The sequence below is a fragment of the Rhizobium sp. 01L419 genome, from assembly GCF_056400025.1.
Genome location: NZ_JBFTSM010000019.1, coordinates 87214 through 111716, shown reverse-complemented (window position 1 = coordinate 111716; position 24503 = coordinate 87214). Strand labels below are relative to the sequence as shown.

General features: G+C 60.7%; 25 protein-coding genes and 1 pseudogene. 21 read left to right on the top strand and 5 right to left on the bottom strand.

Annotated features, from left to right (window positions below):
- From AC1DUP_RS29830 to AC1DUP_RS29780, 11 genes and pseudogenes are all read left to right on the top strand, one after another.
- Complete coding sequence (locus AC1DUP_RS29830; RefSeq protein WP_113310144.1) at nucleotides 1-1398, top strand: pyruvate dehydrogenase complex E1 component subunit beta; 1398 nt, start codon at nucleotides 1-3, stop codon at nucleotides 1396-1398.
- A 15-nt stretch (nucleotides 1399-1413) separates the two neighbouring features.
- Nucleotides 1414-2754 carry a pyruvate dehydrogenase complex dihydrolipoamide acetyltransferase gene (locus AC1DUP_RS29825; protein ID WP_477836315.1) on the top strand — a complete coding sequence of 447 codons (1341 nt, stop codon included), beginning with the start codon at nucleotides 1414-1416 and terminating at the stop codon, nucleotides 2752-2754.
- A gap of 19 nt (nucleotides 2755-2773) precedes the next feature.
- Entirely contained in the window at nucleotides 2774-3415 is a 642-nt protein-coding gene (locus AC1DUP_RS29820) for an SGNH/GDSL hydrolase family protein (RefSeq protein WP_477836313.1), read from the top strand.
- A 2-nt stretch (nucleotides 3416-3417) separates the two neighbouring features.
- Nucleotides 3418-3996 (top strand): GNAT family N-acetyltransferase, encoded by a 579-nt coding sequence (locus AC1DUP_RS29815; protein WP_113295618.1) that lies wholly within the window; start codon nucleotides 3418-3420, stop codon nucleotides 3994-3996.
- A 16-nt stretch (nucleotides 3997-4012) separates the two neighbouring features.
- Complete coding sequence (lpdA, locus tag AC1DUP_RS29810) at nucleotides 4013-5458, top strand: dihydrolipoyl dehydrogenase (protein WP_113295617.1); 1446 nt, start codon at nucleotides 4013-4015, stop codon at nucleotides 5456-5458.
- Between the two features lie 101 nt (nucleotides 5459-5559).
- Nucleotides 5560-5814 (top strand): GlsB/YeaQ/YmgE family stress response membrane protein, encoded by a 255-nt coding sequence (locus AC1DUP_RS29805; protein ID WP_113295616.1) that lies wholly within the window; start codon nucleotides 5560-5562, stop codon nucleotides 5812-5814.
- 13 nt (nucleotides 5815-5827) lie between these two features.
- On the top strand, nucleotides 5828-6076 hold the full coding sequence (locus tag AC1DUP_RS29800; protein WP_113295615.1) for a GlsB/YeaQ/YmgE family stress response membrane protein: 249 nt from the start codon (nucleotides 5828-5830) through the stop codon (nucleotides 6074-6076).
- A 107-nt stretch (nucleotides 6077-6183) separates the two neighbouring features.
- Nucleotides 6184-7155, top strand: coding sequence for a lipoyl synthase (lipA, locus tag AC1DUP_RS29795; RefSeq protein ID WP_477836310.1), 972 nt, complete (start codon nucleotides 6184-6186; stop codon nucleotides 7153-7155).
- A gap of 162 nt (nucleotides 7156-7317) precedes the next feature.
- Nucleotides 7318-7903: pseudogene (locus AC1DUP_RS29790) on the top strand (P-loop NTPase family protein).
- Between the two features lie 21 nt (nucleotides 7904-7924).
- Nucleotides 7925-8512, top strand: coding sequence for a GTPase domain-containing protein (locus tag AC1DUP_RS29785; RefSeq protein WP_115035122.1), 588 nt, complete (start codon nucleotides 7925-7927; stop codon nucleotides 8510-8512).
- Nucleotides 8513-8521: 9 nt separating this feature from the next.
- On the top strand, nucleotides 8522-8968 hold the full coding sequence (locus tag AC1DUP_RS29780; protein WP_113310139.1) for a type II toxin-antitoxin system RatA family toxin: 447 nt from the start codon (nucleotides 8522-8524) through the stop codon (nucleotides 8966-8968).
- Between the two features lie 17 nt (nucleotides 8969-8985).
- Here AC1DUP_RS29780 and AC1DUP_RS29775 read toward each other — a convergent pair whose 3' ends face one another.
- The 3 genes from AC1DUP_RS29775 to AC1DUP_RS29765 all read right to left on the bottom strand — a co-directional run bounded on the left by AC1DUP_RS29775 (nucleotide 8986) and on the right by AC1DUP_RS29765 (nucleotide 11082).
- Nucleotides 8986-9291, bottom strand: a complete 306-nt coding sequence (locus AC1DUP_RS29775; RefSeq protein ID WP_113295610.1) for a hypothetical protein — start codon at nucleotides 9289-9291, stop codon at nucleotides 8986-8988.
- A 79-nt stretch (nucleotides 9292-9370) separates the two neighbouring features.
- Nucleotides 9371-9865 carry a CinA family protein gene (locus tag AC1DUP_RS29770; protein WP_115035121.1) on the bottom strand — a complete coding sequence of 165 codons (495 nt, stop codon included), beginning with the start codon at nucleotides 9863-9865 and terminating at the stop codon, nucleotides 9371-9373.
- On the bottom strand, nucleotides 9862-11082 hold the full coding sequence (locus AC1DUP_RS29765) for a bifunctional 2-C-methyl-D-erythritol 4-phosphate cytidylyltransferase/2-C-methyl-D-erythritol 2,4-cyclodiphosphate synthase (RefSeq protein ID WP_477836306.1): 1221 nt from the start codon (nucleotides 11080-11082) through the stop codon (nucleotides 9862-9864). Before AC1DUP_RS29765 ends, AC1DUP_RS29770 begins: the two co-directional genes overlap by 4 nt.
- A gap of 141 nt (nucleotides 11083-11223) precedes the next feature.
- On the opposite strand from AC1DUP_RS29765, the gene dusB reads away from it, so the two are divergent.
- The 8 genes from dusB (at nucleotide 11224) to hflX (ending at nucleotide 21320) form a co-directional block, all read left to right on the top strand.
- Nucleotides 11224-12243: a tRNA dihydrouridine synthase DusB gene (dusB, locus tag AC1DUP_RS29760; RefSeq protein ID WP_477836304.1), complete on the top strand. Its 1020-nt coding sequence runs from the start codon at nucleotides 11224-11226 to the stop codon at nucleotides 12241-12243.
- Nucleotides 12240-13394, top strand: coding sequence for a two-component system sensor histidine kinase NtrB (locus AC1DUP_RS29755; RefSeq protein WP_113310135.1), 1155 nt, complete (start codon nucleotides 12240-12242; stop codon nucleotides 13392-13394). The genes dusB and AC1DUP_RS29755 overlap by 4 nt, the downstream gene beginning before the upstream one ends.
- Complete coding sequence (ntrC, locus tag AC1DUP_RS29750) at nucleotides 13391-14842, top strand: nitrogen regulation protein NR(I) (RefSeq protein ID WP_113295605.1); 1452 nt, start codon at nucleotides 13391-13393, stop codon at nucleotides 14840-14842. Before AC1DUP_RS29755 ends, ntrC begins: the two co-directional genes overlap by 4 nt.
- Nucleotides 14843-15014: 172 nt before the next feature.
- Nucleotides 15015-17282 (top strand): sensor histidine kinase, encoded by a 2268-nt coding sequence (locus AC1DUP_RS29745; RefSeq protein WP_113295604.1) that lies wholly within the window; start codon nucleotides 15015-15017, stop codon nucleotides 17280-17282.
- The gene (gene ntrX, locus AC1DUP_RS29740) at nucleotides 17272-18636 is read left to right on the top strand and encodes a nitrogen assimilation response regulator NtrX (RefSeq protein WP_113295603.1); all 1365 of its coding nucleotides are present in this window, start codon (nucleotides 17272-17274) and stop codon (nucleotides 18634-18636) included. The genes AC1DUP_RS29745 and ntrX overlap by 11 nt, the downstream gene beginning before the upstream one ends.
- Nucleotides 18637-18699: 63 nt before the next feature.
- A complete protein-coding gene (locus tag AC1DUP_RS29735; protein ID WP_477836301.1) occupies nucleotides 18700-19563 on the top strand; it encodes a D-amino-acid transaminase in 864 nt (287 codons plus the stop codon).
- A 110-nt stretch (nucleotides 19564-19673) separates the two neighbouring features.
- A complete protein-coding gene (gene hfq, locus AC1DUP_RS29730) occupies nucleotides 19674-19916 on the top strand; it encodes an RNA chaperone Hfq (RefSeq protein ID WP_003539403.1) in 243 nt (80 codons plus the stop codon).
- A gap of 78 nt (nucleotides 19917-19994) precedes the next feature.
- On the top strand, nucleotides 19995-21320 hold the full coding sequence (gene hflX, locus AC1DUP_RS29725) for a GTPase HflX (protein WP_113295601.1): 1326 nt from the start codon (nucleotides 19995-19997) through the stop codon (nucleotides 21318-21320).
- 20 nt (nucleotides 21321-21340) lie between these two features.
- On the opposite strand, the gene mazG is transcribed toward hflX, so the two are convergent.
- A complete protein-coding gene (mazG, locus tag AC1DUP_RS29720) occupies nucleotides 21341-22186 on the bottom strand; it encodes a nucleoside triphosphate pyrophosphohydrolase (protein WP_115035117.1) in 846 nt (281 codons plus the stop codon).
- A 6-nt stretch (nucleotides 22187-22192) separates the two neighbouring features.
- On the bottom strand, nucleotides 22193-22780 hold the full coding sequence (locus AC1DUP_RS29715) for a nucleoside deaminase (RefSeq protein WP_477836298.1): 588 nt from the start codon (nucleotides 22778-22780) through the stop codon (nucleotides 22193-22195).
- A gap of 48 nt (nucleotides 22781-22828) precedes the next feature.
- Here AC1DUP_RS29715 and AC1DUP_RS29710 point away from each other — a divergent pair, with 48 nt between their 5' ends.
- Complete coding sequence (locus AC1DUP_RS29710) at nucleotides 22829-23083, top strand: hypothetical protein (RefSeq protein WP_477836296.1); 255 nt, start codon at nucleotides 22829-22831, stop codon at nucleotides 23081-23083.
- The gene (cysG, locus tag AC1DUP_RS29705; RefSeq protein WP_477836294.1) at nucleotides 23067-24503 is read left to right on the top strand and encodes a siroheme synthase CysG; all 1437 of its coding nucleotides are present in this window, start codon (nucleotides 23067-23069) and stop codon (nucleotides 24501-24503) included. The genes AC1DUP_RS29710 and cysG overlap by 17 nt, the downstream gene beginning before the upstream one ends.

Genomic DNA, 24503 nt, shown 5'->3' with positions numbered 1-24503 from the left:
ATGCCTATAGATATTCTCATGCCCGCCCTCTCTCCGACGATGGAAGAAGGCACGCTGTCCAAGTGGCTCAAGAACGAAGGTGACAAGGTCACTTCCGGTGACGTAATTGCCGAAATCGAAACCGACAAGGCGACGATGGAAGTAGAAGCCGTCGACGAAGGCGTCATCGGCAAGCTGCTGGTTCCGGCCGGCACCGAAAACGTCAAGGTAAACGCCAAGATCGCCATCCTTCTGCAGGACGGCGAATCGGCCGACGCGATTTCCGCTGCTCCCGCCGCCGTTCAGCAGGCTCCGGCCGCTGCTCCGCAGGTTGCACAGGAAGAGAAGCCGACGAACAGTGCTTCTGCTGCCGCTCCCGTCCCAGCCGAGCCCAAGGCTTTCGTGCCGAACGACCCGGAAATCCCGGCTGGCACCGAAATGGTGTCGATGACGGTGCGCGAAGCGCTCCGCGACGCCATGGCCGAAGAAATGCGCGCCGATGAAAACGTCTTCGTCATGGGCGAAGAAGTTGCCGAATACCAGGGCGCCTACAAGGTCACTCAGGGTCTTCTGCAGGAATTCGGCGCACGCCGCGTCATCGACACACCGATTACCGAACACGGCTTTGCCGGTGTCGGCGTCGGTGCCGCCATGTCAGGCCTGAAGCCTATCGTCGAGTTCATGACCTTCAACTTCGCCATGCAGGCGATCGACCAGATCATCAACTCCGCTGCCAAGACGCTTTATATGTCCGGCGGACAGATGGGCGCTCCGATCGTCTTCCGTGGCCCGAACGGCGCCGCCGCCCGCGTCGGCGCCCAGCACAGCCAGGATTATGCGGCCTGGTACAGCGCGATCCCGGGCCTCAAGGTCGTCATGCCTTACACTGCATCCGACGCCAAGGGTCTGCTGAAGGCCGCTATCCGCGATCCGAACCCGGTCGTCTTCCTCGAAAACGAAATTCTCTACGGCCAGCACTTCGAAGTGCCGAAGCTCGATAATTTCGTTCTGCCGATCGGCAAGGCTCGCATCCATCGTCCGGGCAAGGATGTAACCGTCGTCTCCTTCGGTATCGGCATGACCTATGCCACGAAGGCTGTCGCGGAACTTGAAAAGATCGGCATCGACGTCGAACTGATTGACCTGCGCACGCTTCGTCCGATGGATCTTCCGACGGTCATCGAATCCGTCAAGAAGACCGGCCGTCTGGTCACCGTCGAAGAGGGCTATCCGCAGAACTCCGTCGGCACGGAAATCGCCACCCGCGTCATGCAGCAGGCCTTCGATTACCTCGATGCGCCGATCCTGACGATTGCCGGCAAGGACGTTCCGATGCCTTACGCCGCCAACCTCGAGAAGCTCGCGCTTCCGAATGTCGGCGAAGTGGTCGATGCGGTGAAAGCCGTTTGCTACAAATAAGGGGAGGGCCTTTCGATGCCGATCAATATCACGATGCCCGCCCTCTCTCCGACCATGGAAGAAGGCAATCTTGCCAAGTGGCTGGTCAAGGAAGGCGATAAGGTCAAGTCCGGCGATGTGATCGCCGAGATCGAAACCGACAAGGCGACGATGGAAGTCGAAGCCGTCGACGAAGGCACGGTTGCCAAGATCGTCGTTGCGGCCGGTACCGAAGGCGTGAAGGTCAATGCCCTGATCGCCGTTCTGGCCGGCGAGGGCGAGGATGTCGCCGCTGCCGCAAGCGGCGCTGGCTCCGCCGCCCCGGCTCCGAAGACCGAAGCTGCCCCGGCACAAGCTGAGGCGCCGAAGGCTGCTCCCGCGCCCGCACAGGCGGCTCCCGCCTCGGCACCGGCTGCGGTCTCCTCTGGCGGCGCGCGTGCGTTCTCTTCGCCGCTTGCTCGTCGTCTGGCCAAGGAAGCCGGTATCGATATTTCCGCCGTTGCCGGCACTGGTCCGCATGGCCGCGTCGTCAAGAGCGATATCGAAGCTGCCGCTGCCGGCGGTGCTGCCAAGGCCGCTCCGGCCGCTGCTGCCCCGCAGGCTGCTGCACCGGCTCCGGCCGCTGCCGCCCCGAAGGGGGCTTCGGACGAGGCCGTGCTCAAGCTCTTCGAGCAGGGTTCCTACGAGCTTGTGCCGCATGACGGCATGCGCAAGACGATCGCCCGTCGCCTCGTCGAATCCAAGCAGACCGTTCCGCACTTCTACGTTTCGGTCGATTGCGAACTCGATGCGCTGATGGCGCTGCGTGCCCAGTTGAACGACGCCGCACCCCGCAAGGACAGCGCTCCGGCTTACAAGCTGTCGGTCAACGACATGGTCATCAAGGCCCTGGCTCTGGCGCTTCGCGATGTTCCGGATGCCAACGTCTCCTGGACCGAGAGTGCCATGGTCAAGCACAAACATGCCGATGTCGGCGTGGCTGTCTCGATCCCCGGCGGCCTGATCACGCCGATCGTCCGCAAGGCCGAGGAGAAGACGCTGTCGACCATCTCCAACGAGATGCGTGATCTCGGTAAGCGTGCGAAGGACCGCAAGCTGAAGCCCGAGGAATATCAGGGCGGCACGACCTCGGTTTCGAACATGGGCATGATGGGCGTGAAGAATTTCGCAGCCGTCATCAACCCACCGCATGCGACGATCCTCGCAGTCGGCGCGGGCGAGCAGCGTGTCATCGTCAAAAACGGTGAGATGGCGATTGCAACGGTCATGACCGTGACGCTCTCGACCGACCATCGCTGCGTCGATGGCGCTCTCGGCGCCGCGCTGCTGCAGGCTTTCAAGGGCTACATCGAAAATCCGATGGGCATGCTGGTCTGAGCAGACGCGGGAGGCGGACATGACGAAGACTGTTCTTTGCTATGGTGACTCGCTGACCTGGGGCTATGACGCCGACACGATCGGCCGTCATGCCTATGAGAACCGCTGGCCGAGCGTGCTTCAGGCAACGCTCGGAAGCGGAGCTCGCGTCATTGCGGAAGGCCTGAACGGCCGCACTACCGCCTTCGACGACCATCTTGCCGATTGCGATCGCAACGGCGCACGCATTCTGCCGACCGTCCTGCAGACACATGCGCCGCTCGATCTTGTCATCCTGCTGCTCGGCACCAACGACATGAAGCCGGTGGTTGCCGGCTCGGCCTTTGCAGCATGCCAGGGCATTGGTCGTCTGGTGCGGCTGATCCGCAGTCATGCCTGGCCCTTTGAATTCGACGGGCCAGAGATCCTGATCGTGGCGCCGCCGGCGATCTGCGCGACGGGTAATGTGCCCTTCGCCGCCTCGTTCCCTGGAGGCATCGAGGAATCGGCGAAGCTTCCGACGCTTTTCCGCGACCTTGCCGATGAACTCGGCTGCGGCTTCTTCGACGGCAATTCCGTCGCCAGGACCACGCCGATCGACGGCATTCACCTCGATGCGGAGAATACCCGCGCGCTCGGTCGAGGTCTGGAGTCTATCGTGCGGATGATGCTGGGTCTCTGACGATGGCCGCCTTTCTCGCCCTCCGGGAAGCCTCCCGCCGGGATGCTTCGGAGCTGGCGATCCTGGCGGATATCGCCTCGCATGGCTTCGCCTCCTGGCTCTGGTTTGCCGATGTCGCCAGCGGCATGAGCGATACGCCGCTGGAGCGGGGCCGGTTGAAGATGAGCGACGAGGCGCTCGGCGGCTGGAAGAACGCCGTCATCGGCGAGGCCTATGACGAGATCGCCGGAATGGCGATCGGCTATGAAGTGGATGAAGGCATACGCGATCTCGAAGCACGACATCCGGCCATAGAGCCGATGCTGGCGATGCAGAGATCGGTGATCGGACACTGGTTCATTGGCAGTCTCGCGGTCTATCGCCATATGCGCGGTATCGGCATCGGCAAGAGGCTGCTGGAAGATCAGCTCGCAAGGGCAGCTGGGCTACCGGCCAGCCTGATCACAGCTGATAATAACGAAGCGGCTCTGTCGCTTTACGGAAGAAATGGGTTTTCCGAAGCGGCGCGCATGAATGCCGTGCCGCTCTTCGACAACAGCAAGAAGCACGCATGGGTTCTCATGACCCGAGCGGGAGCGTAACAAAGGCAGGAAAGCAATGGCTCAATCCTACGACGTCATCGTCATCGGTTCCGGTCCCGGCGGTTATATCGCCGCCATCCGCGCCGCGCAGCTCGGCCTCAAGGTCGCTTGCGTCGAGCGCGAGCATCTCGCCGGCATCTGCTCCAATTGGGGCTGCATTCCGACCAAGGCGCTGCTGCGCTCGGCTGACGTCCTGCATACCGCCCAGCACGGCAAGGATTACGGCCTGGTGCTGGAAGGCACGATCAAGCCAGATATCAAGGCGATCGTCACCCGCTCGCGCGGCATCGCACACCGCATGAACAACGGCGTCGGCTTCCTGTTCAAGAAGAACAAGGTCGATGTCATCTGGGGTGAGGCAAAGATCACCAAGCCCGGCGAAATTCTCGTTTCCAAGACGACGAAGAAGCCGATGGAGCCGATGGGTCCGGTGCCGAAGAACGCGCTGGGCGAGGGCACCTACACCGCCAAACACATTATTGTCGCGACCGGTGCCCGTCCACGTGCGCTGCCGGGCATCGAGCCGGATGGCAAGCTCATCTGGACCTATTTCGAAGCGATGAAGGCTGACGAACTTCCGAAGTCTCTGCTCGTCATGGGCTCGGGCGCAATCGGCATCGAATTCGCAAGCTTCTACCGCACCATGGGCGTCGACGTCACCGTTGTCGAAATCATGAGCCAGGTCATGCCGGTCGAGGATGCGGAAATCTCTGCGCTCGCCAAGAAGCAGTTCGAGCGTCAGGGTATGAAGATCCACCTCGAGGCCAAGGTCGCCAAGGTGGAGAAGGGTGCCAACTCGATCACCGCCACCATCGAAAAGAAGGACGGCACGACCGAGACGATCACCGCGGACCGCATGATTTCGGCCGTCGGCGTGCAGGCCAATGTCGAAGGCATCGGCCTTGAGGCTGTCGGCGTCAAGATCGACCGCGGCTTCATCGTCATCGACGGCTACGGCAAGACCAACGTGCCTGGCATCTACGCAATCGGTGACGTCGCTGGTGCGCCGCTTCTGGCCCACAAGGCGGAGCATGAAGGCGTCGTCTGCGTCGAGAAGATTGCCGGCCTTCCGAACGTTCATCCGATGGACAGGCTGAAAATCCCTGGCTGCACCTATTGCAACCCGCAGGTCGCCTCCGTCGGTCTCACCGAAGCCAGGGCCAAGGAGCAGGGCCGCGATATCCGCGTCGGTCGCTTCCCCTTCAGCGCCAACGGCAAGGCCGTCGCACTCGGCGAAGACCAGGGCCTCGTCAAGACGATTTTCGACAAGAAGACCGGTGAACTGCTCGGTGCCCATATGGTTGGCGCCGAAGTCACCGAACTCATCCAGGGCTTCGTCGTCGCCATGAACCTGGAGACGACGGAAGAAGAACTGATGCATACGATCTTCCCGCATCCGACCATTTCGGAGACGATGAAGGAAAGCGTGCTCGATGCTTACGGCCGCGTTTTGAACGCTTGATAATTTCCTCGTGCGCCCTCTATCCCGGCGTGGCGTAACGCTATCGCCCGAGATGGAAAATCCATTCCCTCCCGGGGTGGAAAAAACGAAAGGAAATCATCATGTCTATGAGCACGCAGTCGCTTCTCATCTTTCTGCTGATCGGTCTGGTCGCGGGCTTCCTTGCGAGCCTGGTCGTCGGCGGGGGTGGGTTGATACGGTGCCTCCTGAGCGGCATCATCGGCGCGTTCGTGGGCGGGTTTCTGTTCAATGCTCTGGGGATTTCGCTGGGCATTGAAAATGCATTGGTGGTTCAGATCATCCACGCCACTGTCGGCGCCATCGTTGTGGTGCTGATCGCAAGGGCGATAGCGTAGGGCATTAAGAAATATGGAAGGCATCGGCTGGATTTCGGCAATCATCGTCGGCGGACTTGCGGGCTGGCTCGCAGGAAAGCTGATGGAAGCGCGCTACGGCATTTTGCTGAACATCGTGCTCGGCATTGTCGGCTCGGTCGTCGCCACCGCCATCCTGGCGCAGTTCCATATCGAGGTAGCCGGCGGAAGGTTCGGCTACTTCGTGACGGGCTTCATCGGCGCCTGCCTGCTGATATTCTTCGCGCGGCTGGTTCGAAGATAGGGCGCGAAGACAAGGCGCATCACCGGCGAGATCGAAAGATTTGAATTACGGCGTGATGCGCAATATGACAATCCGGGCCGCATGGAGCGGCGGAAAGTTGAACTGACATGGTCACCATTCTCGACACGATCAATCCTGACGTAAAGCGTGTGCGGCATCCGGAAAAGGCGCATCGCCCGGATACGGAAGTCCTGCGCAAGCCGGAATGGATCCGCGTGAAGGCGCCGACCTCGAAAGGTTACGCCGAAACCCGCTCGATCGTGAAGGAAAACAAGCTCGTCACCGTCTGCGAAGAAGCGGGCTGCCCGAATATCGGCGAATGCTGGGACAAGAAGCACGCCACCTTCATGATCATGGGCGAGATCTGTACGCGCGCCTGCGCCTTCTGCAACGTCGCGACCGGCAAGCCGAACGCACTCGACATGGCGGAGCCGGAAAACGTCGCCAAAGCCGTCAAGCAGATGGGCCTGAGCCACGTCGTCATCACCTCTGTCGATCGTGACGATCTGGAAGACGGCGGCGCCGAGCATTTCGAAAAGGTGATCTGGGCAATCCGCGCCGCTTCACCGCTGACGACGATCGAGATCCTGACACCCGACTTCCTGAAGAAGCCCGGTGCCCTGGAGCGCGTCGTCGCCGCCAAGCCAGACGTCTTCAACCACAACATGGAAACGGTGCCCGGCAACTACCTGACAGTCCGGCCCGGCGCCCGCTACTTCCACTCCATCCGCCTGCTGCAGCGCGTGAAGGAACTCGATCCGACGATGTTCACCAAGTCAGGCATCATGGTCGGGCTCGGTGAGGAGCGCAATGAAGTGCTCCAGCTCATGGACGACCTGCGCACTGCTGATGTCGACTTCCTGACGATCGGCCAGTATCTGCAGCCGACCCGCAAGCATCATGCGGTCATGAGCTTCGTCACGCCGGAGGAATTCAAGTCCTATGAGACCGTCGCCTATACCAAGGGCTTCCTGATGGTTGCCTCCAGCCCCCTGACCCGCTCTTCGCACCATGCTGGCGATGACTTCGCCCGGCTGAGGGCTGCCCGCGAGAAGAAGCTGCTGGTGGCAGTGGAGTAAGAGCCTACCCCTTGTTTTTGATGGGACCGCGGCGCTTTTCGCCGCGGTTTTTCTTTGTGCGATTGACTGTCATCACCAGTTCACGCGAAGCAGTTAGCAAGCACGCCGTTCTTCGCGGTCGAGCCTGCGTGCGAAGGCGATCCTGTCTAAAGCGAGTTTGCCATGCATCAAGTGACGACGTCGCCTGAACCCATTCGTGCGGTCTCTATTGCCGAGGCTACAGCCATCATTCCCCGTGCCGAACGCATCCTGATTTTTGGTTGCTCCGGCACTGGTAAGTCGACACTTGCCCAGGCGCTCGCAAGCCGTTTAAGGCTGACTTACGTGTCCATGGACCGCGACATCTTCTGGCTGCCCGGTTGGAAGTTGCGACCACGCGAAGAATCCGTTCAACGGATCCGCGACGCCGTGGCAGGTGAACGCTGGATCATGGACGGCAACAGCCCGAGCACATTGCCAATCCGACTGGCGCGCGCCGATATGGCTCTGGCGGCGGCCGCCGCGCAGCGTTGCCGTGCGCGGCGTGCTCGGTCGTTGGTGGAAATATCGCGGCCAGACCCGACCGGAAATGGCGCCAGGCTGCCCTGAGCAGATCGATCTGCAATTCCTGCAATACATCTGGACGTTCGAAAAGCGAGAGGCGCCGCAATTCGAGGCGATGCTGGCAAGCCACGGCCGTGGCATCCCGGTTCTGACGCTCGAGTCCTTCAGGGAGAGCGACGAACTGCTTTCCCTGCTGCCTGCTTAAACGGGTAAGAAGGTACTCGCAATGGAACGGCAAACCGACGATGCAATCCACTATGTGGACGATGCCTTTGGCGCCGGGCATATCCGCAATGCAAGGCGCATCATGGTCATCGGCTGTTCGGGTGGCGGCAAGTCGACGCTTGCACAGAAGCTGGCGCACAGTTTCGACCTGACTTATTTCTCGATCGACCGCGATATTCTCTGGCTGCCGGGTTGGGTGGAGCGCAGCAGGGAGGAGCAGCGTGAGCGGATCGTCGAAAGGATTGCCGGCGAGCGCTGGATCATGGATGGCACCAATCCCTCCACGTTCGATATCCGCCTGCCGCGCACCGATATCGTCATCTGGGTCCGGATGCCGCGCCTGCTGTGCGTCTGGGGAGTCGTGACCCGCTGGCTGAAGCACATCGGCCGCACACGCCCGGAAATGGCACCCGGCTGCATCGAGAAGGTCGATTGGCAGTTTCTGGAATTCATCTGGACTTTCGAGAAGAAGTTCTCGCCGCGCGTGACATCAGCGATTGCTGCCCACGGACCGCATGTGCCCGTTTTGCAGGTGAAATCCCGCCGCCAAATGCGGGCGCTTCTTGATCTTCTCGGTGTGCCGGCTTAACTGCGCTTCATGCCGCAATTCGAAACGCATCGCCCTGTGCCGCACACGCCCGACCAAATGTTCGACCTCGTCGCAGATGTCGAGCGCTATCCGCAATTCCTGCCGCTCTGCGAAGCCCTCTCGGTGAAGAACCGCAAGGAGCGTGACGGCAAGGAGCTGCTGATCGCCGACATGACGGTCGGCTACAAGGCGATCCGCGAAACGTTCACGACCCAGGTCCTGCTCAACAGGCCCGAGCGCGTCATCGACGTCAAATATATCGACGGTCCATTCCGCTACCTCGACAACCGCTGGCGGTTCGTCGAGGCCGATGGAGGCGGCTGTACGGTCGATTTCTTCATCGACTATGAGTTCAAGAGCCGCATTCTCGGCGCGCTCATGGGGTCAATGTTCGACAGGGCCTTCCGCATGTTCACGGACGCCTTCGAAAAACGGGCGGCGACGATCTACAGCTGACCAGGAAAGGCTTTAACTCAGCGATCGAAGAAATGGTCGAAAATCTGCGTCGCGGGATAGGCGTAGGAGCCACGGTCGGTGAAGCTGTAGCGATAGAGGCAGCCTCTGAGCGCCGCATTGTAAATCAGACTGGTGGTATCAGGCGATCCGCGATAGCCCAGCGCTTCCGGCTGGCAGCGGCGGAGCGCATGGTCGTATTTGCGCAGCAGAACGGGGTCGGAATCCACCCGCACGCCACCATAAACCTGATAGTTGGATGGTGCTTCAGCCGCCGAAACGCAGGCGAGGCTCAAGACGACACCGATGCATGCCAAGTATCTCATTTGACCGTTCCTTCAAAATCGGCTCTTGCCTACACGCGGCAGAAACCGAAATTCCTGCCTTTTGTTCCTTCACTCAATATCACGCAATTTCAATAACCATTTGAAGTGCAGTCCGGATTGTTGCCAGGCGGATTTCCGTGCGGCCAATGTCGCCGTAAAGCATCTTACGATGGACGAGCTTACCCGAACGTGATTTCGCCGCAAGATGTACCAACCCGACAGGCTTTTCCGGCGATCCGCCGCCGGGGCCGGCAATGCCTGTCACGGCTACCGCCAGCTCGGCGCGCGAGCGGAAGAGGGCGCCATGCACCATCTGCAGCGCCGTCTCCTCAGAAACCGCGCCGAAGTCGCTGAGCGTTTTGTCCTGCACACCGAGCATCTGCATCTTGGCAATGTTGGTATAGGTCACGAAACCACGGTCGATGACGGCCGACGATCCGGAGATTTCCGTGAGCGCACCGGCAATCAGGCCGCCGGTGCAGGATTCCGCCGTCGAGACCATCAGGCCGGCATGCGTGAAATCGCGGATGATGCTTTCCGCCATCGCAGTGATGTCAGCAGGAAACAGGCTCATCGCTTTCTGCCTCCATAGACGACGGTCGCGGTTGCGATCGCCGCGATACCTTCGCGGCGGCCGACGAAACCGATCGTCTCATTGGTGGTGGCTTTCACCGAGCAGCGCTCGATGTCGATGCCGAGGAATTCGGAGAGATTGGCGCGCATGACCTCGCGATGCGGCCCGACCTTCGGCGCTTCGGCAATCAGTGAGACATCCGCATTGGTAATGGTGCCGCCGTGATCGCGCACGATCTTTGCTGCATGTTCGATGAAGATGCGGGAGGCCGCACCCTTCCATTGCGGATCGGACGGCGGGAAATGATCGCCGATATCGCCGGCACCGCAAGTGGCCAGCAGCGCATCCGTCAGCGCATGCAACGCGACGTCGGCATCCGAATGGCCCTTGAGCTTCTGGTCATGCGGAATGAAAACGCCGCAGAGCGTCACGCCATCGCCGGGCTCGAGTTGATGCACGTCATAGCCGTTACCGGTGCGCACATCGGGAACACGCTCACCCGACAGCTTGTCGTCGGCCATGGCTATATCGCTCCGGACTGTCAGCTTGACGTTGGTAGGTGCGCCTTCGATGACGGTCACGGGGATATCGAGCCACTCGGCGATCGACGCATCGTCGGTGAAATCCGTCCTGCCGCTGGCGGCGGCCCTCTCATGCGCGTCGAGGATGGTGGCAAAGTCGAAGGATTGCGGCGTCTGAGCCGCATAGAGCTGGTCGCGCGGGATGGTCTTGACCACGATCCCATCGCTTCCTGCCTGCTTCAGCGTGTCGGCGACCGGCGTTGCCGGAAGGACTGCGGGCGCGCCCGCCGAAAGCGTATCGGCGATCCGGTCGAGAAGCTGGTGATCGAAGAAGGGGCGCACCGCATCATGGATCAGCACATGGCTGACGCCCTTGTCCTTGAGGTGCCGCAGGCCGGCCAGCACGGATTGCTGCCTTGTGGAACCGCCATGAACCGTCTCGATCGGCGTTGCGGAGATGATGTGCCGGAACGCTCTTGCAAAGAGTGCTTCGTCATCGGGGTGGATGACGACGACGATGTGCGTCGCTGATTCCCATGTCATAAAGTTTTCAAGCGTATGAACGATAACCGGCTTGCCGCCGACCATCCGGTACTGCTTGGGGCCTTCCTCTGACGATCCGGCGCGTTCGCCGCGGCCCGCCGCAACGACGACAATTCCAGCCGATATCGGTTGCTTAGTATGCATTTGCAGCATAAATCCCTGAAATACGCGGAATGGATGTCAGTTGCTCTATCGTCTTGCTCGGACCTTTTCCAGCATTTGCCCAAAAAATATCAATTCGGTCTCGACCCTCTTGGCAAGCCGCATAACTATGGCTAAAAATAATGCAGTTACATGGTGTGCCTGAAAGATAATCATTTGATTTCCAAGGATCTCGCAGCGCCTTTCCGAATCGGACCCGTGTCCGTGCGGAACCGCGTTGTGCTTGCGCCCATGTCGGGTGTCACGGACATGCCATTCCGCGAGCTGGCCTGGCGTTATGGCGCGGGCCTCGTCGTCACCGAAATGGTGGCAAGCCGGGAACTGGTGAACGATACCGCCGAATCCTGGTCGCGCCTGCGGGCTGCCGGCTTTCGTCCGCACGTGGTTCAGCTCGCCGGCCGCGAGGCACACTGGATGGCTGAAGCTGCCAAGATCGCGGCCGATCACGGCGCCGATATCATCGACATCAACATGGGCTGCCCGGCCAAGAAGGTCATTGGCGGCTATTCCGGTTCGGCGCTGATGCGTGATCCCGATCACGCGCTCGAGCTCATCGAGGCGACAGTCAAGGCAGTCGATATCCCCGTGACGCTGAAGATGCGCCTCGGCTGGGACGAGAACTCCATCAACGCCCCTCACATCGCCAGGCGCGCCGAAGAGGCGGGCATCCAGCTCATCACCATCCACGGCCGTACCCGCATGCAGTTCTATGAGGGCAGGGCGGATTGGGATGCGATCCGGCCCGTACGCGATGTCATTTCCGTGCCGTTGATTGCCAATGGTGATGTCGAGACGTCTGAAGATGCGCAGGAGATTCTGCGCCGCTCCGGCGCCGATGCCGTCATGATCGGCCGAGGCTCCCAGGGCAGGCCTTGGCACGCCGGCGTTCTTGCCGGCGCTTCGGAACCATCGCGCGAGGAGATCGCCGCAATTGCCGTCGAGCACTATCGCATGATGCTGGAATTCTATGGCGAGGCCGTTGCCGTCAGGCATGCCCGCAAACATCTCGGCTGGTATCTGCAGCGCTTTGTGCCGGATCTGTCCAGCGAACAAAAGGCTGCGATCATGACATCGCGCGATCCTGACGATGTCATCGCCCGCTTCGGCGATGCGATGGCCGCAGATGCATTTGAACGGCGGGAGGCGGCATGAGCACAGACGTCACACCTTCATCCGAGAATGCGGTCAATGCTGTCGCCATGGCAGTGCTGAACGCGATCCAGAATCCGGTCGTCATGGTGGATGAGGGCGGCTTCATGGTCTTTGCGAACTGGGAGGCCGAGGCCTTCTTCGGCGCCAGTGCTGCTCATCTTTCCCGCTATCGCATCTCGACTTTCATTCCCTTCGGCAGCCCGCTTCTGGCGCTCATCGATCAGGTGCGCGAACGCAAGGCGCCGGTCAACGAATACCGGGTGGACCTGAGCTCGCCCCGCCTCGGTCAGGACAAGCTGGTCGATCTCTATGTGGCCCCTGTCGTGACCGAGCCGGGTTCGGTGGTCATCGTCTTCCAGGAACGGTCGATGGCAGACAAGATCGACAGGCAGCTGACGCATCGTGCTGCTGCGCGTTCGGTCACGGGTCTCGCCTCCATGCTCGCGCATGAGATCAAGAACCCGCTCTCCGGCATTCGTGGCGCCGCCCAGCTTCTCGAACAGTCCGTCATCGATGACGACCGCGCGCTGACCCGACTGATCTGCGACGAGACGGACCGTATCGTCTCGCTTGTCGATCGCATGGAAGTGTTTTCCGACGAACGGCCGGTCGACCGCGTGCCCGTCAACATCCATTCCGTCCTCGACCATGTGAAGGCCGTTGCCAAGGCAGGCTTTGCTCGCAATATCCGCGTGACCGAGAACTACGACCCCTCGCTGCCGGCCGTTTACGCCAATCGCGATCAGCTCGTTCAGATCTTCCTCAATCTCGTGAAGAATGCCGCCGAGGCCGTCGGCGATCGCCAGGATGGCGAGATCATCCTGACGACGGCCTATCGTCCCGGCATCCGGCTGTCTGTCGCCGGCACGCGCGAGAAAATCTCGCTGCCGCTGGAATTCTGCGTCATCGACAATGGTCCCGGCGTGCCGACGGACCTGCTGCCGCATCTTTTCGACCCCTTCATCACCACCAAGACGAATGGCAGCGGTCTCGGCCTTGCCCTTGTCGCCAAGATCATCGGCGATCATGGCGGCATCATCGAATGCGACAGTCAGAACAACCGCACGATTTTTCGCGTCCTCATGCCGGCCTCCAAGGATGCCTCGCTTGATGATGCCGGTATTGCAAGCTCGACAGGACCCAATAGATGACAGCTACGATCCTCGTTGCAGATGACGATGCGGCCATCCGCACGGTGCTCAATCAGGCCTTGAGCCGCGCCGGTTATGATGTGCGCATTACCTCCAATGCCGCAACGCTGTGGCGCTGGGTGTCGGCCGGCGAGGGCGATCTCGTCGTGACCGACGTGGTCATGCCTGATGAAAACGCCTTCGATCTTCTGCCCCGCATCAAGAAGGCGCGGCCGGACCTTCCGGTTCTCGTCATGAGCGCGCAGAACACCTTTATGACGGCGATCAAGGCATCGGAAAAAGGCGCCTATGACTATCTGCCGAAGCCTTTCGACCTAACCGAACTGATCGGCATTATCAGCCGGGCGCTCGCCGAACCGAAGAGAAAACCCGCCAAGCTCGACGACGACACACAGGATGGCATGCCGCTCGTCGGCCGTTCGGCGGCGATGCAGGAAATCTACCGCGTTCTCGCTCGTCTCATGCTGACGGACCTGACGCTGATGATCACCGGCGAATCCGGCACCGGCAAGGAATTGGTCGCCCGCGCGCTGCATGACTACGGCAAGCGCCGCAACGGCCCTTTCGTCGCCATCAACATGGCGGCCATCCCGCGCGATCTTATCGAATCCGAGCTTTTCGGCCACGAGAAGGGCGCCTTCACCGGCGCGCAGACCCGCTCTACCGGCCGTTTCGAACAGGCGGAAGGCGGCACGCTGTTCCTCGATGAAATCGGCGACATGCCGATGGATGCTCAGACACGCCTTCTGCGCGTGCTGCAGCAGGGCGAATATACGACTGTCGGTGGCCGCACGCCGATCCGCACCGATGTGCGCATCGTCGCGGCGACCAACAAGGATCTGAAGCAGGCGATCAACCAGGGCCTCTTCCGTGAGGATCTCTATTATCGCCTCAACGTCGTGCCGCTCCGCCTGCCGCCGCTGCGCGACCGCGCGGAAGATATCCCCGACCTCGTCCGCCATTTCGTCCAGCAGGCTGAAAAGGAGGGTCTCGGCTCCAAGCGTTTCGATCAGGAGGCGCTGGAACTGATGAAGGCCTATGCCTGGCCGGGCAACGTGCGCGAGCTGGAAAACCTCATCCGCCGCCTGATGGCGCTTTATCCACAGGATGTCATCACCCGCGAAATCATCGATGCCGAGCTTCGCTCCGATGTTCCAGACAGCCCGATCGAGAAGGGGCCGATCCGCAGCGGCACGATGACGATCGCCCAGGCGGTCGAAGAAAACATGCGCACGTATTTCGCGAGCTTCGGCGAGAACCTGCCGCCGCCCGGCCTGTATGACCGCGTACTGACGGAAATGGAATATCCGTTAATACTTGCGGCATTGACGGCTACACGTGGCAACCAGATCAAGGCTGCCGATTTGCTGGGTCTGAACCGTAATACGCTGCGCAAAAAGATCCGCGAACTCGGCGTTTCCGTCTACAGAAGCTCGCGTACGGCTTGACCTTCGACCTTGACATTGTGGCAAAGTGCGTTGCATTTTCGCCACAATGCGTTGCTTAAAGGTCACGCATAGGGTTTGGACATTCGCCCACGATCGAGTCGTTTGAACGCCGGTTTTTCGCAAACCGGCGGCTTTCGGTTTCTATCGAATGCGGCAATCGAAGAGAGGCTGGATGAACGAGGAAGGGGTGTCGGCGGAAACGGCGAACGAGGCGGTGACAATGGTGACCGACCGTCGTGCCCTGTTTGCCGTGCCCGGCCTGGTGCTTGCCGGCGGCGCGCTTGTCTGCGCGACCGTAACGCTCTTCGTGCTGCTCGGCGTGACGCCGATCGCCCCGACCTCGCACGTCGTCATCGGCTCCGTCGTCATCAATTCTTTCTTCGTGCTCGGGCTTATCGCGCTAATCGGCCGCGAGTTTGCGCGGCTTTTCAAGGCCCGTACACGCGGCCGCGCCGCCGCACGCCTGCATATCCGTATCGTCGTGCTCTTCTCGATCGTCGCAATCACGCCGGCGATCCTTGTTGCGATCTTTGCCAGTATCACGCTGAACGCAGGCCTCGACCGCTGGTTTGCACTCCGAACCCAGGCGATCGTCAGTTCGTCCCGCAACATCGGCCAGGCCTACATGCTGGAAAACGCCAGCTATCTGCAGGGCCAGACGGTTTCGATGGCAAATGATCTCGAGCGTAACCGCGCACTCTACAGCCTGGACAAGACTGGCTTCGGCGAGTTGATGACCCGTCAGGCAAGGGGCCGCGGTCTTCTCGGCGCCTTCCTTGTCGAGCGTGACGGCTCGGTGATCGTCCAGGCCGATATCACCACAGAAAAGCCGCTGCCCGCCATCCCGCAGGATGCACTGGAGAAGGCGGCCGCCGGCCAGCCGACGCTCATTCCGCCTGGCGTAACGAACCTTGTTGGCGCGATCATCCGGCTTGAGACGATACCCGGAACCTTCCTCTATACGGTGCGCGCGGTCGACCCCAAGGTCATGAATGCCATGCGCATGATGGAGGAGAACGCCACCGAATACCGATCCATGGAGGCTGGCCGCGTTTCGCTGCAGATCGCCTTTGCGGTTCTCTATATCGGTTTTGCGCTGATCGTGCTGCTTGCGGCGATCTGGACCGCAATTGCCGTGGCCGATCGTATCGTGCGACCGATTCGCCTGCTGATTACCGCTGCCGACAGCGTCGCATCCGGCAATATGGATATCGTCGTACCCGTTCATGCGGTCGATGGCGACGTCGCCAGTCTTTCGCGCACCTTCAACAAGATGATCTCGGAAATCCGCACGCAGCGCGACGAGATCCTTGAGGCGAAGGACGAGGTAGATGACCGCCGCCGCTTCATCGAGGCCGTTCTGTCGGGTGTCACCGCGGCTGTCATCGGTGTCGAGCAGGACCGGCGCGTCACCATCGTCAACAGTTCGGCCGAAACGCTGATGGCACTGCACGCTGACGAGATGCTTGGAAGGCAGCTGTCGGAAGTCGCGCCTGAAGTGGATCAGGTGCTGACGGAGGCGGCCTCACGCCACCGTGGCGATTTCCGCAAGCAAATCGCGCTGGTGCGTAGCGGCACGGTGCGCACGCTGAGCGTCCAGGTGACCCGCGAGGAAGTGCGCGATTTGAGCGAATCCTATGTCATCACGCTGGATGACATCACCGATCTCGTCATTGCTCAGCGCTCCACCGCCTGGGGCGATGTCGCCCGCCGAATCGCTCACGAGATCAAGAATCCGCTGACGCCGATCCAACTGTCGGCCGAGCGTATCCAGCGTCGCTACGGCAAGCAGATCGACGAGAATGATCGCGCCGTCTTCGACCAGTGCACGGATACGATCATCCGCCAGGTAGGCGATATCGGTCGCATGGTCGACGAGTTCTCCGCATTTGCCCGCATGCCGAAGCCGACGAAGGAGCCGAGCGATCTGCGCTCCATCCTCCACGACGCGATTTTCCTGCGGGAGATGGGCAACAACCATATCGCCTTCCTGCAGGACCTCGGCGAGGAGCGGCTGGAGGGCATGTTCGACAGCCGCATGCTGGGGCAGGCCTTCGGCAATCTCATCAAGAACGCCGTGGAAGCGATCGAGGCCGTGCCGAGCGAGGAGCGTGAAGAGCGCAAGATACTCGTGCGCACCTCCCTGGACGAGGCGCGCGACCGCTTTACGGTCGATATCATCGACAATGGCCGCGGCCTGCCGGTCGAGAACCGCCACAGCATTCTGGAACCCTATATGACGATGCGCGAGAAGGGCACCGGCCTCGGCCTCGCCATCGTCAAGAAGATCATCGAGGAACATGGCGGGCAGCTCGAACTGCATGATGCGCCCGCAGATTTCGACCAGGGAAGAGGAGCCATGATCCGCGTGCATTTGCCACGCCGGGATGTGGCCACAGCCTTGGCAGCCAATGACAAGGAAAGCGTTTATGGCCTCTGATATTCTCGTCGTCGACGATGAGCATGACATTCGTGAGATCGTCGCCGGTATCCTGTCGGACGAGGGCCACGAAACCCGCATGGCCCATGACAGCGATAGCGCGCTCGCAGCGATTTCAGATCGCGTGCCGCGTCTCGTCTTCCTCGATATCTGGATGCAGGGCAGCAAGCTCGACGGCCTCTCGCTGCTGGACGAGATCAGGACGCGCCATCCCGAGCTTCCGGTGGTAATGATCTCCGGCCACGGCAATATCGAGACGGCTGTCTCTGCCATCAAGCGCGGGGCCTTCGACTTCATCGAAAAGCCGTTCAAGGCCGACCGCCTGATTCTGATTGCCGAGCGCGCGCTGGAAAATTCCAAGTTGAAGCGCGAGAACATCGAGCTGAAGCGCCGCGCCGGCGATGCGCTTGAGTTGATCGGCACGTCGGTCGCCGTTTCGCAGCTGCGCCAGACGATCGAAAAGGTCTCGCCCACCAACAGCCGCATCATGATCCTCGGCGCATCCGGTTCCGGCAAGGAGCTGGTGGCACGGATGATCCATAAGAAGTCGGCCCGCGCCAACGGTCCCTTCGTCGCCATCAACGCCGCCAACATCACGCCGGACCGCATGGAAGTGGCGCTGTTCGGCACAGAGGGCGCACCGGGGCAGGCGCGCAAGATCGGCGCGCTGGAAGAGGCCCATCGCGGCATCCTCTATCTCGACGAAGTTGGCGAAATGCCGCGCGAGACGCAGAACAAGATCCTGCGCGTGCTGGTCGACCAGCAGTTCGAGCGTGTCGGCGGCTCCAAGCGCGTGAAGGTCGATGTGCGTATCATCTCCTCGACCGCCTACAATCTGGAAAGCCGCATTGCCGAAGGCTGGTTCCGCGAGGATCTCTATCATCGCCTTGCCGTGGTGCCGGTGCGCGTCCCGCAGCTTGCCGAGCGCCGTGAGGACATTCCGTTCCTTGTCGACCAGCTCATGCGCCAGATTTCCGAACAGGCAGGCATCCGGCCGCGCCGCATCGGCGATGACGCCATGGCCGTGCTGCAGGCCCACGACTGGCCGGGCAATATCCGCCAGCTCCGCAACAATATCGAGCGGCTGATGATTCTTGCCCGTACCGACGGTCCGGATGCGCCGATCACGGCGGATATGCTGCCGACCGATCTCGGCGACATGCTGCCGAAGGTTTCGGCCAAGAACGATTATCACATCATGACGCTGCCGCTGCGCGAAGCCCGCGAGATGTTCGAGAAGGATTACCTGATCGCCCAGATCAACCGCTTCGGCGGCAACATCTCCCGCACGGCCGAATTCGTGGGCATGGAGCGCTCGGCGCTGCACCGCAAGCTGAAGTCGCTCGGCGTCTGACTTTTTTCCGGCGCGGCTCATGTGGCGCAGGCTCCTACCTTTTGCCCCCCAAGCAGGTTTTCAATGCCAAGAATCGCCTATGTGAATGGACGCTACGTGCCGCATTCCGACGCCGCGGTGCATATAGAGGACAGAGGCTATCAGTTCGCTGATGGCGTCTATGAAGTCTGCGAAGTCCGTCACGGCCTGATTGTCGACCTTACCCGGCATCTGAACCGGCTCGACCGTTCGCTGGGGGAACTGCGCATCGCCTGGCCGATGAGCCGTGCGGCGTTGACCCAGGTGATTCGCGAGACGCTGCGCCGCAACCATGTCCACAACGGCCTTTTCTACTTGCAGGTAACGCGCGGCGTTGCCCGCCGCGACCATGTCTTTCCCGCCGAAGGGACGCCGCCATCCATCGTCATCACTGCCAAGAGCACGGATCTGTCTGTTATCGCGAAAAAGAATACGACCGGCATCAAGGCGATTACCATTCCCGACAACCGATGGGACCGGGTCGACATCAAGACGGTCGGACTGCTGTCGAACGCTCTCGCGCGCCAGCAAGCGAAGGAAGCCGGCGCTCAGGAAGCAATCTATATCGACGCGGACGGCATGGTGAAAGAGGGGGCCGCGACCAACGTCTGGATCGTCGATGCCGACGGTACACTGGTAACGCGACCTGCCGAACATGGCATCCTGCGCGGCATCACCCGCACGACTCTGATCGACGTCGCAGCCAAATTGGGGGTTGATATCGTCGAGCGGAAATTCTCCGTTTCGGAGATGATGGCCGCCCGTGAGGTTTTCATCACCGCGGCTACAAGCATTTGTTTTCCAGTGGTTTCCATTGACGGACAGGCGATTGCGAATGGTCATCCGGGAAGCCTCTCGCAGAATATTCGGGAAGCCTTTTTCGACGTTGCGGAAAAGATTACGATTTGATACCAAGATTTGCTGGGCAGGTGGAATGAGGGTGCCACCTGCCTTGCTGGTGAGGTTGATTGATATTCTACCGGCTTGATCAGGCCGGCAATAAAGAAAGAAGCGGCGCGATGGCGGAACGTTCTCAGAATCTGCAGGACTTATTTCTCAATACTGTACGCAAGCAAAAGATTTCCCTGACAATCTTTCTGATTAACGGCGTGAAACTCACGGGTGTTGTCACCTCTTTTGACAATTTCTGTGTTCTTCTTCGCCGTGACGGCCATTCGCAGCTCGTGTATAAACACGCGATCTCGACCATCATGCCTGGTCAGCCAATGCAGATGTTCGAGAGCGAAGAAGCAGCGTCCTAACCAAGGCCAGCCGTCATTTCGACACGCGATACAAAGAACGATTCCATCATCCCTGAGGCAGCCAAGCACAGGGATGACATGCGCGCGACCGTCGTCGTGCCGGTGCTGAAGTCGCGTTCGCGCGGCGGTCAGACTGAGTCGGCTTCGACCCGCACCCCCGAAAGTCGGCTTGATGAGGCGACCGGTCTGGCCCAGGCGATTGATCTTGATGTCGTGAACGCCTCCGTTGTCTCGGTCAACGATCCGCGCCCGGCAACGCTGCTCGGCACGGGCAAGATCGAGGAAATCAAGAACAAGCTCGATGAGAGCGATTCCGGCCTCGTCATCGTCGACCATCCGCTGACCCCTGTGCAGCAGCGCAATCTCGAAAAGGAATGGAACGCCAAGGTCATCGACCGGACGGGCCTGATCCTGGAAATCTTCGGCCGCCGCGCCTCTACCAAGGAAGGCACGCTGCAGGTCGATCTCGCGCACTTGAACTACCAGAAGGGCAGGCTGGTTCGAAGCTGGACCCACCTTGAGCGTCAGCGCGGCGGCGGCGGCTTCATGGGTGGTCCGGGTGAAACCCAGATCGAAGCCGACCGGCGCATGCTGCAGGACCGTATCATCAAGCTCGAGCGCGAACTGGAGCAGGTGGTGCGTACCCGCCAGCTGCATCGCGCCAAGCGCCGAAAGGTGCCGCATCCGATCGTGGCGCTCGTCGGTTACACCAACGCCGGCAAATCGACACTGTTCAATCGCATCACCGGGGCAGGGGTTCTGGCCGAAGATATGCTCTTCGCGACGCTCGACCCGACGTTGCGCCGGATGAAGCTGCCGCATGGCCGCACCGTCATCCTCTCCGATACCGTCGGCTTCATCTCCGACCTGCCGACCCATCTGGTCGCGGCCTTCCGCGCGACGCTGGAAGAGGTGCTGGAAGCCGACCTCGTTTTGCATGTCCGCGACATGTCTGACGTGGACAATCAGGCCCAGAGCGCCGACGTGCTACGCATCCTCAACGATCTCGGTATCGACGAGGCAGAGGGCGAGCGTCGCATTCTCGAAGTCTGGAACAAGATCGACCGGCTCGAGCCCGAAGCCCATGACGCGATGGTGCAGAAGTCCTCTGGCATGAAGAACGTCATCGCTGTTTCCGCCATCAGCGGTGAGGGCGTGGACAGGCTGATGGATGAAATCAGCCGTCGTTTATCCGGCGTCATGACGGAAACGACTGTCACGCTGCCGGTCGACAAGCTGGCGCTGCTGCCCTGGCTTTACGACCATGCCATCGTCGATAGCCGCGAAGACAATGACGATGGCTCGGTGACACTGGAACTGCGTCTGTCTGAGACGGAAGCCGCCGAGCTTGAGCGCCGCGTCGGGCATGGCCCCAAGCCTGCAAAGGAAGACTGGGACCGGTAACGCACCGATTGTTCAGTGCTTCACTCCGCCCCAGCCACCACAGCCCGTTCGATCGCCTTGGCTGCCTGCCAGATCTCTTCCATGCGCTCCAGGCTGGCTGCCTCCAGCGTCTCGCCTTCTGCATCAAGAACATGTTCGATGTGATTGAATCGACGCCGGAACTTCGTATTCGTGCCGCGCAGCGCCTGTTCCGGATCGGCCTTCACATGCCGGCCGATATTGACGACGGCGAAGATCAAGTCGCCAAGTTCGTCGCTGACCTTTGATTTGTCACCCTCGCGCAACGCAACGCGCAGTTCGTCGACCTCTTCCGCGATCTTGTCGAGGATCGGCTCGGGTGCTGACCAGTCGAAACCGACCTTGGCCGCTCGTTCCTGAAGTTTCAGCGCTTCCGTCAGTGCGGGAAAGCTCCGTTGCACTGAACCCAGGAAACCGGCCTTGAAGTCCTCGGTCATGCCGTGCCGTGCGCGACGCTCGGCACGTTCGCGTTTTTCGGCCTGCTTGATGTCGTCCCACTGCCTCTTCACGGCGTCAGGCGTATCCGCGTCCGAGCGGGCAAAGACATGCGGGTGGCGACGGATCATCTTGCGGGTAATGGCTTCCACCACATCGCCGAAGGAAAACTCGCCTTCTTCTTCGGCCATGCGCGCATGAAAGACCACCTGCAGCAGCAGGTCGCCGAGTTCGTCGCAGAGATCGTCCATATCCTTGCGCTCGATCGCATCGGCAACCTCATAGGCCTCCTCGATCGTATAGGGCTTGATGCTCTCGAAATTCTGCTCGATGTCCCACGGGCAGCCCGTTTCGGGATCGCGAAGTGCCGCCATGATCTCGATCAGGCGCGAAATATCTTTCGAAGGTTCCATGGTCTCTCAGCTCAGCGGAATGTCGTTGGCGCTCTTGGTGGCCTGATAGGTGTCGGAGAGGGCGGCGTAGCGCGATCTGATCCGCGCTGTCTGCGCCCTGAGTTCAGCCTTCAGCGGAGCATCCTCGGTCTCGACGAGATCGGCGATTGAGAAGCTCTTCCAGAAGGCATTCTGCCGTCTGTAGCCGCCAGGCTCGAGCCCGAAGACTTCCTTCAGAATCTTCAGATCGTGCGGGATGGCAAAGCTGTCGCGCGAATCTTCGTGGCTGAAAAAATAATAGAAATTGTCGAAACCTGCCCAGGTGATCGCCGACATGCACATGGTGCAGGGTTCGTGCGTGGAGAGAAAGATCAGGTCTTTCGTCGCCGGCTTGTCGTTGAGCTCGTAAAAGCGTTTCAGCGTGTGCACTTCGCCGTGCCAGAGCGGGTTTTCGAGCTCGTTATTGGTTTCGGCAACGATAAGCGACAGATCGGATTTACGCAGGATCGCCGCGCCAAACACCTTGTTGCCGGAGGCGACGCCGAGCTCCGTCATCGGCAGGACATTGTCCTCCATGACCTGCAGAAGGCGGGAGGCGATTGTCTTTTCCGGCATGAAAATCTCCTGTTTCAGCTATCTTATCGCCCCGCGGAATGAAGCGGAATGCATAAGTCCAGCACTCGGGACTTTGCCACAGGCTTTATCGCTTCATCCGTTGGCATCGGGCAAAAAGCTGCAATAACGGCTCAAGATATGTGCTTTTTGCGCCGCACGGGTCAGTTTTCTCAAATCATTGATCAACCGGGTAAAAGAATACGCGACTGGCCGGCCTTTGGAATTCTGTTTCTTCAATCGGCTGTCCGAAGAATGCATATTCTGGCAACTTCGAAGTGGATTGAGAATGCCTCCCAGGACTGAACAGCTTTCGGTATTTCCCGCCTTCTTTCGCGTGGAAGGTCGGACTGCGACCGTTTTTGGCAATGGCGATGAAGCGTTCGCCAAGGTCCGCCTGCTCTTGAACACGCAGGCACGCATTATCGCGCATGCCGATCGCCCGGAAGCCGATTACCACGCTTTTCTGATTGCCAACCGCATCGAGACTGTCCGCGAAGCTTTTGCGCCCGAACAGGTCGAGGGTGCCGTACTGGTGTTTGCTGCAACCGGTGACGCGGAACGGGATCGCCGTATCGTTGACGCAGCCCGTGCCGCGAAGATCCCGGCCAATGCCGTCGACCAGCCCGACTATTGCGATTTCTACACGCCCGCTCTCGTCAATCGTGCGCCTGTTGCCGTTGCGATCGGTACCGAAGGGGCAGGGCCGGTGCTGGCGCAGATGATCCGCGCCCAGATCGATCAGCTCCTGTCGCCCTCGCTCGGCCGACTCGCCGCTCTGGCGACCAGCTATCGCAAGGCCGTCGAACACGTCGTTCCGCGTGGCGTTTCCCGCCGCATCTTCTGGCGCCGTTTCTTCTCCGGCCCGGTTGCCGATGCTGTCGCTAACGGTAACCTGCCACAGGCGCGCCGCGCCGCCAATGGCCTGTTGCGCTCGCTGGATCGCGTTGAAGGCCGCGTCTGGCTGGTCGGCGCCGGTCCCGGTGCCGAAGATCTCCTGACCTTGCGCGCCCAACGCGTGATGATGGAAGCCGATGTCATCGTCTATGACGCGCTCGTGCCGCAGGTAATCGTCGATATGGGCCGCCGCGATGCCGAGCGTCTCTCGGTCGGCAAGCGCAAGGGCTGCCATTCGAAGTCTCAGGAAGAGATCAACGACCTCTTGGTAGATCTCGGCCGCCAGGGAAAACGCGTCGTGCGCCTGAAGAGCGGCGATCCGCTGGTCTATGGCCGGGCAGGGGAAGAGATGGCAGCGCTGCGCGCCGCAGGCATCTCCTATGAGATCGTGCCCGGCATCACCTCCGCCTTTGCCGCGGCTGCCGATTTCGAGTTGCCGCTGACGCTGCGCGGTGTTGCCTCGTCGCTGGTCTTCACGACCGGACATGATCTGACGGGTGACGTTCTGCCAGACTGGGCGAGCCTTGCGGTCTCGGGTGCCACGATCGCCGTCTATATGGGCCGCACGGTCGCAGCCTCCGTCGCAGACCGCCTGATGCAGGCCGGTATTCCCTCGGAAACCACGGTCGCCGTGATCGAGAATGCCAGCAGGGCTGACCGCCGACTTTTGCATGGAATCCTACGCGATCTTCCTGATCTGCAGCATCGTGATGAGTTGACCGGGCCGGTTATGGTCATTATCGGCGATGCGGTCGCAGGCGCCAATTTCGAACTGTCCGAACCGCTGGTGCGCGAGCGTATCAGGTTCGGTGAACTTGTAAGGAGCTGA

Excerpts from the sequence above, each read along its gene's own strand:
- AC1DUP_RS29820 (WP_477836313.1), top strand. The coding sequence starts at position 2,774 with ATGACGAAGACTGTTCTTTGCTATGGTGACTCGCTGACCTGGGGCTAT.
- AC1DUP_RS29780 (WP_113310139.1), top strand. The coding sequence starts at position 8,522 with ATGCCGCAATTCGAAACGCATCGCCCTGTGCCGCACACGCCCGACCAA.
- hflX (WP_113295601.1), top strand. The coding sequence starts at position 19,995 with ATGCGCGCGACCGTCGTCGTGCCGGTGCTGAAGTCGCGTTCGCGCGGC.
- ntrC (WP_113295605.1), top strand. The coding sequence starts at position 13,391 with ATGACAGCTACGATCCTCGTTGCAGATGACGATGCGGCCATCCGCACG.
- dusB (WP_477836304.1), top strand. The coding sequence starts at position 11,224 with ATGGTGTGCCTGAAAGATAATCATTTGATTTCCAAGGATCTCGCAGCG.
- AC1DUP_RS29745 (WP_113295604.1), top strand. The coding sequence starts at position 15,015 with ATGAACGAGGAAGGGGTGTCGGCGGAAACGGCGAACGAGGCGGTGACA.
- AC1DUP_RS29830 (WP_113310144.1), top strand. The coding sequence starts at position 1 with ATGCCTATAGATATTCTCATGCCCGCCCTCTCTCCGACGATGGAAGAA.
- AC1DUP_RS29805 (WP_113295616.1), top strand. The coding sequence starts at position 5,560 with ATGTCTATGAGCACGCAGTCGCTTCTCATCTTTCTGCTGATCGGTCTG.
- AC1DUP_RS29755 (WP_113310135.1), top strand. The coding sequence starts at position 12,240 with ATGAGCACAGACGTCACACCTTCATCCGAGAATGCGGTCAATGCTGTC.
- cysG (WP_477836294.1), top strand. The coding sequence starts at position 23,067 with ATGCCTCCCAGGACTGAACAGCTTTCGGTATTTCCCGCCTTCTTTCGC.
- lipA (WP_477836310.1), top strand. The coding sequence starts at position 6,184 with ATGGTCACCATTCTCGACACGATCAATCCTGACGTAAAGCGTGTGCGG.
- ntrX (WP_113295603.1), top strand. The coding sequence starts at position 17,272 with ATGGCCTCTGATATTCTCGTCGTCGACGATGAGCATGACATTCGTGAG.
- AC1DUP_RS29735 (WP_477836301.1), top strand. The coding sequence starts at position 18,700 with ATGCCAAGAATCGCCTATGTGAATGGACGCTACGTGCCGCATTCCGAC.
- lpdA (WP_113295617.1), top strand. The coding sequence starts at position 4,013 with ATGGCTCAATCCTACGACGTCATCGTCATCGGTTCCGGTCCCGGCGGT.
- AC1DUP_RS29775 (WP_113295610.1), bottom strand. The coding sequence starts at position 9,291 with ATGAGATACTTGGCATGCATCGGTGTCGTCTTGAGCCTCGCCTGCGTT.
- AC1DUP_RS29765 (WP_477836306.1), bottom strand. The coding sequence starts at position 11,082 with ATGCTGCAAATGCATACTAAGCAACCGATATCGGCTGGAATTGTCGTC.
- AC1DUP_RS29785 (WP_115035122.1), top strand. The coding sequence starts at position 7,925 with ATGGAACGGCAAACCGACGATGCAATCCACTATGTGGACGATGCCTTT.
- AC1DUP_RS29825 (WP_477836315.1), top strand. The coding sequence starts at position 1,414 with ATGCCGATCAATATCACGATGCCCGCCCTCTCTCCGACCATGGAAGAA.
- AC1DUP_RS29710 (WP_477836296.1), top strand. The coding sequence starts at position 22,829 with ATGCATAAGTCCAGCACTCGGGACTTTGCCACAGGCTTTATCGCTTCA.
- AC1DUP_RS29715 (WP_477836298.1), bottom strand. The coding sequence starts at position 22,780 with ATGCCGGAAAAGACAATCGCCTCCCGCCTTCTGCAGGTCATGGAGGAC.
- AC1DUP_RS29800 (WP_113295615.1), top strand. The coding sequence starts at position 5,828 with ATGGAAGGCATCGGCTGGATTTCGGCAATCATCGTCGGCGGACTTGCG.
- hfq (WP_003539403.1), top strand. The coding sequence starts at position 19,674 with ATGGCGGAACGTTCTCAGAATCTGCAGGACTTATTTCTCAATACTGTA.
- mazG (WP_115035117.1), bottom strand. The coding sequence starts at position 22,186 with ATGGAACCTTCGAAAGATATTTCGCGCCTGATCGAGATCATGGCGGCA.
- AC1DUP_RS29815 (WP_113295618.1), top strand. The coding sequence starts at position 3,418 with ATGGCCGCCTTTCTCGCCCTCCGGGAAGCCTCCCGCCGGGATGCTTCG.
- AC1DUP_RS29770 (WP_115035121.1), bottom strand. The coding sequence starts at position 9,865 with ATGAGCCTGTTTCCTGCTGACATCACTGCGATGGCGGAAAGCATCATC.